General features: G+C 71.1%; 6 protein-coding genes and 1 pseudogene. 3 read left to right on the top strand and 4 right to left on the bottom strand.

The features are described 5' to 3' along the window. Positions 1–353 (top strand): annotated as a pseudogene (locus SCA03_RS35440) (aminotransferase class V-fold PLP-dependent enzyme); the annotation flags it as partial. A gap of 79 nt (positions 354–432) precedes the next feature. Here the strand turns inward: SCA03_RS35440 and thpD are convergent. From thpD to ectA, 4 genes are all read right to left on the bottom strand, one after another. Beyond that, positions 433–1,332 carry an ectoine hydroxylase gene (thpD, locus tag SCA03_RS34195; protein WP_030885152.1) on the bottom strand — a complete coding sequence of 300 codons (900 nt, stop codon included), beginning with the start codon at positions 1,330–1,332 and terminating at the stop codon, positions 433–435. 112 nt (positions 1,333–1,444) lie between these two features. After that, positions 1,445–1,849, bottom strand: a complete 405-nt coding sequence (locus SCA03_RS34190) for an ectoine synthase (protein ID WP_030885150.1) — start codon at positions 1,847–1,849, stop codon at positions 1,445–1,447. 140 nt (positions 1,850–1,989) lie between these two features. After that, positions 1,990–3,258, bottom strand: coding sequence for a diaminobutyrate--2-oxoglutarate transaminase (gene ectB, locus SCA03_RS34185; RefSeq protein WP_030885147.1), 1,269 nt, complete (start codon positions 3,256–3,258; stop codon positions 1,990–1,992). 97 nt (positions 3,259–3,355) lie between these two features. Further along, complete coding sequence (ectA, locus tag SCA03_RS34180; protein WP_230989103.1) at positions 3,356–3,922, bottom strand: diaminobutyrate acetyltransferase; 567 nt, start codon at positions 3,920–3,922, stop codon at positions 3,356–3,358. A gap of 724 nt (positions 3,923–4,646) precedes the next feature. On the opposite strand from ectA, the gene SCA03_RS34175 reads away from it, so the two are divergent. Continuing rightward, on the top strand, positions 4,647–5,738 hold the full coding sequence (locus SCA03_RS34175; RefSeq protein ID WP_030885142.1) for an amidohydrolase family protein: 1,092 nt from the start codon (positions 4,647–4,649) through the stop codon (positions 5,736–5,738). Between the two features lie 331 nt (positions 5,739–6,069). Continuing rightward, on the top strand, positions 6,070–6,471 hold the full coding sequence (locus SCA03_RS34170) for a YciI family protein (protein ID WP_030885140.1): 402 nt from the start codon (positions 6,070–6,072) through the stop codon (positions 6,469–6,471). Positions 6,472–6,677 lie beyond the last annotated feature (206 nt).

Below are 6,677 nucleotides of genomic sequence, written 5' to 3'. Positions count from 1 at the left end.
GGCTCGCGCCGGGCGCCCGCCGCTACGAGGAGAGCGTCTCGTTCCTGCCGTACCTCGGTGCCGCGGCATCCCTCGGGCTCGTCGAGGAGCTGGGCGCGGACGCCGTGCGCGCCCACGATCTGGGCCTCGCGGATCGCTTCCGGGCCGGCGTCGAGCGGCTCGGCCACCGGCCGGTGCCGGGGGAGTCGGCGATCGTCGCCGTCCCGGGACTGGGCCGGGCGACCGAGGCCCTGGCCGGGGCGGGCATCCGGGTCTCCCAGCGGGAGGGCAATCTGCGGGTGTCCTTCCACCTGTACAACACCGAGGCACAGGTGGACCGGGCGCTCGACGTGCTGGAGGGCGTGCGGGGCTGAGCGCGGGGCCGCGCCGTGCCCCGGCACGACCCGGGGCGGGAACGCCGTGCGCTCCCGCCCCGTCAGCGGTCCGGCCGGGTCACCTCACGGGGGTGAAGTCCCGGGCCCCGATGAAGTCCGGGCGGCGGACCGGCGCGGCGAAGGGCTCCACGGCCTCGTTCTCCACGCTGTTGAAGACGATGAAGACATTGCTCCGCGGGAACGGAGTGATGTTGTCACCGCTTCCGTGCATGCAGTTGCAGTCGAACCAGGTCGCCGAACCCGGCTTGCCCGTGAACAGCTTGATGCCGTGCGCGTCGGCGAACTTGCTCAGGGCCTCGTCCGAGGGCGTGCCCGCGTCCTGCATCTGCAGCGACTTCTTGTAGTTGTCCTTCGGCGTCTCGCCGGCACAGCCGAGGAAGGTCTGGTGCGACCCCGGCATGATCATCAAGCCGCCGTTGGTGTCGTGGTTCTCCGTCAGTGCGATCGAGACCGACACGGCACGCATCCGGGGCAGACCGTCCTCGGCGTGCCAGGTCTCGAAGTCGGAGTGCCAGTAGAAGCCCGTGGCGCCGAAGCCGGGCTTCACATTGATCCGGGACTGGTGGACGTACACGTCGGAGCCGAGGATCTGCCGGGCCCTGCCGACGATCCGGGGGTCGCTCACCAGCCGGGCGAAGACCTCGCTGATCTTGTGCACCTCGAACACGGACCGGATCTCCTTCGACTTCGGCTCCACGATGGAGCGTTCGTCGGCCCGGATCTCCGGATCCGAGGTGAGCCGTTCCAGTTCCGCGCGGAAGACGTCCACCTCGTCGGGGGTGACGAGCTGGTCGATCGCGAGGAACCCGTCCCGCTCGTAGTCCGCCAGGTCTCCGGGCTCGATCGGCCCGGAGGCTCCCGGTTCGGACCACACCACCGGATCCATCCGCGGGGTCGCCACCTCAGTGGTGCCACGCGTGGGGTACAGGTCGGCGGTGCGCTCGGGTGCGGTGGTCATGAATGTGCCTTCCTCTCCTCTCGTACGGCCCTTCCTGTGGGCGAAACAGCCGGAGACGGACCGGGCACCTGTCGGTGTCCGCCGGTCCGCAGCCGTGACCGGGGACCGGGTCTCAGTCCCCGTCGGGCTCGGTGAGCAGCGGGTACACGCCGTTCTCGTCGTGGTCCTCCCGGCCCGTGACGGGCGGGTTGAAGACGCACACGCAGCGGAAGTCGGTCTTCGGGCGCATGGTGTGCTTCTCGTGCCCGTCGAGGAGGTACATCGTGCCGGGAGCGATCCAGTGCTTCTCGCCGGTCTCTTCGTCGGTCAGTTCCGCTTCGCCCTCTACGCAGAGTACGGCCTCGATGTGGTTTGCGTACCACATCGTCGTCTCTGTACCCGCGTAGAGAATCGTCTCGTGCAGCGAGAAGCCGACCCGCTCCTTCGCCAGCACGATGCGCTTGCTCTCCCAGGTGCCGGAGGCCGCCTTGACGTGGCGGTCGGTGTTCTCGATGTCCTTGAAGGAACGAACGATCACGGGGTGGGGCTGCCTTTCTGTGCTCGGTGAGCTCGGCGGATCCGGCGAGCTCTGTTGCTCTGTACGGGTGCCCGGCGGTCGCCGGGCGCACGGGGTGGCCCGCCCCGGCGGTGCCGGAGCGGGCCGGAGTCGCGGGAGCGTCAGTCCGTCTCGCGGACCGCGCGGGCCAGGATCCGCAGGCCCTCGTCCAGCTCCTCGGGGGTGATGGTGAGCGAGGGCAGCAGCTTGACGACCTCGCTCTGCGGGCCCGACGTCTCGATGAGCAGGCCCAGCTCGAAGGCGCGGCGTGCGACGGCGCCCGCGCGGTTCTTGTCGTGGAACTCCAGGCCCCACACCAGGCCGCGGCCCCGGAACTCGGCCACGTCGCCGGGGTGTTCGTCGGCGATGGCCTTCAGCACGGACTCGACCTGCTCGCCGCGCGAGAGCGTCTGCTTCTCCATCTGGCCGTCGGCCCAGTAGGTCTGGAGGGCCGCGGTGGCCGTGACGAAGGCCGGGTTGTTGCCGCGGAAGGTGCCGTTGTGCTCGCCCGGCTCCCACACGTCCAGCTCCGGCCGGAACAGCGTGAGCGCCAGCGGCATCCCGTAGCCGCCGATGGACTTCGACAGGGTGATGATGTCCGGCTGGATGCCCGCCTCCTCGAAGGAGAAGAAGGCGCCCGTGCGGCCGCACCCCATCTGGATGTCGTCGACGATCAGCAGCATGTCGTGCCGCTTGCACAGCTCGGACAGCGCCCGCAGCCACGAGGCCCGCGCGACGTTGATGCCGCCCTCGCCCTGCACCGTCTCGACGATGACGGCGGCCGGCTTGTTCAGCCCGGAGCCCTGGTCCTCCAGCAGCCGCTCGAACCAGACGAAGTCCGGGGTGGCGCCGTCGAGGTAGTCGTCGAACGGCATCGGGGTGCCGTGCACCAGCGGGATGCCGGCGCCGGCGCGCTTGAACGCGTTGCCGGTGACCGCGAGGGAGCCGAGCGACATGCCGTGGAAGGCGTTGGTGAACGAGACGATCGACTCGCGGCCCTTGACCTTGCGGGCCAGCTTCAGCGCGGCCTCCACGGCGTTGGTCCCGGTCGGGCCCGGGAACATCACCTTGTGGTCCATGCCGCGCGGCTGGAGGATCACGTCCCGGAACGTCTCCAGGAACGCGCGCTTGGCGCCGGTGCTCATGTCCAGGCCGTGCACGACGCCGTCCCGCTCCAGGTAGTCGATCAGAGCGCGTTTCAGGACGGGGTTGTTGTGGCCGTAGTTGAGCGTGCCCGCTCCGGCGAAGAAGTCGAGGTAGGTGTGCCCGTCCTCGTCGTACATGTGGGCACCCTGGGCGCGGTCGAAGATCGTGGGCCAGCCACGGCAGTAGCTGCGCACCTCCGACTCCACGGTCTCGAAGACGCTGAGGTCCGGCTGGGTGATGGTCACAGCTTGCTCCTGGGGGAGTGAGTCACGTACGTGAGTGGAAGTCCGATGGGGGTGTGGCGGGCGGCGGTGCCGTGTCCGCCGGCCTGCCGCGGGTACGTCAGCGCGCGCCGGCGCCGGGAAACCCGAGCGGGCCTATCCGGTACAGCACCTCCGGCTCGTGGCCGTCCTCGGGGAACAGCCCGGCGTCGAACAGCACGTCCTTGGCGACCGCTGCCGAGTGACGCTGCGCGTAGGAGGTGAACAGCCGGTTGGAGGGCACGTTGTCGGGGGTGATCGTGGTCTCGATGCCCTCGATGCCGAACTCCTCCGCGGCACGGAGTGTCAGCCCGTCCAGCATCGCCGCCGCCAGGCCGCGTCCGCGCGCCGTCTCGTCGACGGCCACCTGCCAGACGACCAGGGTGCGTGGCCGTTCGGGGCGCAGATATCCGGTGACGAATCCGACCGGCTCTCCGTCGCCGGCGCGGGCGACGACCGAGGTGGCCGCGAAGTCGCGGCACCACAGCAGGTAGCTGTAGGAGGAGTTGAGATCCAGCGTCCGGGAGTCGCGGGCGATGCGCCAGATCGCGGCTCCGTCCTCCACCCGGGGTGTGTCGAGCTTCAGTCCCTCCGGCATTTCCAGGAAGTCGCTACGGGCACGTGCATGGTCTGCTTGTGCGGCGGTCATGCGAATTCAATTTACCTAGCAGATTCTGAAATCGCACGGGCGTGAGGGGTTACGCGATGGTGCGGTTCTGTGTTATCGCGCGGGGGCGCACGGGCGCGCAGCGACCCGGAGAAAGCTCCTCAATTGCCCGTATTTATCCGGGCATTCTGCCGCTCACGTGTGGTACATCACACTCCTGTAACGTCTCCGAGGGGGCGCTCGATTGCCTCCGGGGAACCCTGGACGCGGCAACGAAATCTTTGCGTTTGAGCCTCGGAAGAGCGGGCAGAAGAATACGGGAACCTGCACTCGAAAACCTGCCCTCATTGTATCTCCAGGCGGGTGTCGAGCAACGGCCGACAGCGTTGAATAACTCGGAGTATCTGCAATTCGATGCGGCGGAAGTGTTCCTCGATTTTCCCCGGTGTTCCTTCGGCCGGCTCTTCCTGGTCACTTCGCCGGGCAGTCGGCCGAACCCGCGCCGATGCCGCTGTGATATGCCGCCGGCGGCCGGCCACGCAATGTGCACGCGACCCGTCGGCCGGGCTGTCGAATGCCCGGCGATTCGGGCCGCATTCCGTCCGGTGTGCGCGGCCGTGCCCTGCGCCGGTGTGCGCCGGCCACCGCTCAGGGCCACCGGCGGGACACGGGCGACGCGCCGGTCTGGCACCAGGTGCCAGGCGCACGTCCGGGCGGCCGGGCGCCGCCTGTCGGCCGCCCCGAGAGCGCCCGTACAGTGCCCGGCATGAGCGAGCGCGCGATGCTGCACATCAAGGGGCGGGTGCTGGCGGGGCCCGAGGACGTACGCGACGAACTGTGGGTCGTCGACGGGCGGATCACCTACGAACGGCCTCCCGCCGCCCTGACGGCACACACCCTCCAGGGCTGGGTGCTGCCCGGCCTGGTGGACGCGCACTGCCATGTGGGGCTGGACGAGCACGGGCCGGTCGACGACGCCACCAGCGAGAAACAGGCCCTCACCGACCGCGAGAACGGGGCCCTGCTGCTGCGCGACGCCGGCTCGCCCTCCGACACCCGGTGGATCGACGACCGCGCCGATCTGCCCCGCATCATCCGCGCCGGCCGGCACATCGCGCGCACCCGGCGCTACATCCGCAACTACGCGCACGAGATCGAACCGGGCGATCTGGCCGCCTACATGCGGCGCGAGGCACGGCGCGGCGACGGCTGGGTCAAGATCGTCGGGGACTGGATCGACCGGGGCGAGGGCGACCTCACCCCCTGCTGGCCGCGCTGGGCGATCGAGGAGGCCATCGACGCCGCGCACCAGGAGGGGGCCCGGGTCACCGCGCACTGCTTCGCGGAGAGTTCGCTGCGCGACCTCGTCGAGGCCGGGATCGACTGCATCGAGCACGCCACCGGACTGACCGAGGACACCATCCCGCTGTTCGCCGAGCGCGACGTCGCCATCGTGCCGACCCTCGTCAACATCGCCACCTTCCCGAAGCTGGCCGCGGGCGGCGAGAAGAAGTTCCCGCACTGGGCGGCGCACATGCGCGCGCTGCACGCGCGTCGCTACGACACCGTGCGCGCCGCCTGGGACGCCGGGATCCGGGTGTTCACCGGCACGGACGCCGGGGGCTCGCTGCCGCACGGGCTCGTCGGGCAGGAGGTCGCCGAGCTGGTCAAGGCGGGCATACCGGCCGTGGACGCGCTCGCGGCCACCACCTGGGCGGCGCGCGACTGGCTCGGCCGCCCCGGGCTGGCCGAGGGCGCCTCCGCCGACCTCGTCGTCTACGAGAGCGATCCGCGCGCCGACGTCCGCGTCCTCGTCGCTCCCCGGCACGTGGTACTGCGGGGCCGCGTCGTGCAGTGAGCCCCGGTGAGGCCCGGTGAGCCGGTCCCGTCGGCCGTGCCGGGGAGGGGCCGGGCGGCGGCCGGGAAGCGGGCGGCGCGGACCTGTGCGACGTTGGGAGTCCTGACCCGGGGCCCGTTGCGGCCGGTCTGCGCTTCCGGTCCGTGCGGTCGGCCCGTGCGGTCGGCCCGTTGTGCCGGTCGCTCGGCCCTGCGGGGACGCGCCGGAAGGCTCCGGCCCCCGGGAGCGCGGCCGCAAGGGCGCGGGCGGGAACGGCCGGCGGGCGCCTGCCCGTCCGGCTCGCGGACCTGTCCGCGCCGGTCGGCCGGTGGCGGAGCCGGGAGAGTGGACCATGAAGTTCCTTGTGATGCTCACGGCCGACCAGGCCGACTACGACGCCATGAGCGGCCGGGACACCGCACGCGCGTGGTCCCGCCAGGACCTGGACACCATGTACGCCCACATGGGCGCGCTCAACGAGGACCTCGTGGCCTCCGGCGAACTGATCGAGGCCCAGGGGCTCGCCGAACCCGCGCAGGCCCGTCTGGTGAGCGCCGACCCGCACGGCACCCCCGTCGTCTCCGACGGCCCGTACGGCGTCGAGGAGCGCGTCCCGTGTGGCTTCTGGCTCGTGGAGTGCGCCGGGCGGGAACGCGCCGTCGAGATCGCGGCCCGCGCCTGGTCGTGCCCGGTGCCCGTGGGCACCCCGAAGCCGCCCGTCGTCGTCCACCCCGTCGACGAGGGCGAACCGTGAACCGGCCGCGGTCCGACCGTGCACCGGCGGCGCACGGCGGGCCGTGAGCCGGTGCCCCGCCCGGCCCAGGGACCGGTGACACGGCGGCCGCACTGCCGCAGCCTGGAGGCATGGACCCCAGCGGAGACACCGCACCGCCCCGCCGCACGGCACGCGCCGCACTCGCTCAAGTGGCCGAGGAATTCCGGGAGTTCGAGCCGTACGGC

The organism is Streptomyces cacaoi (assembly GCF_006539165.1).
Taxonomy (GTDB): Bacteria; Actinomycetota; Actinomycetes; order Streptomycetales; family Streptomycetaceae; genus Streptomyces; species Streptomyces cacaoi.
Note: the sequence above shows the minus strand (reverse complement) of the source record. Positions and strands in the feature narration are given on the sequence as shown.

Bases quoted from the DNA above. Each gene is read 5' to 3' on its own strand.
- ectA (WP_230989103.1), bottom strand. From the start codon at position 3,922: ATGACCGCCGCACAAGCAGACCATGCACGTGCCCGTAGCGACTTCCTG.
- SCA03_RS34175 (WP_030885142.1), top strand. From the start codon at position 4,647: ATGAGCGAGCGCGCGATGCTGCACATCAAGGGGCGGGTGCTGGCGGGG.
- thpD (WP_030885152.1), bottom strand. From the start codon at position 1,332: ATGACCACCGCACCCGAGCGCACCGCCGACCTGTACCCCACGCGTGGC.
- SCA03_RS34170 (WP_030885140.1), top strand. From the start codon at position 6,070: ATGAAGTTCCTTGTGATGCTCACGGCCGACCAGGCCGACTACGACGCC.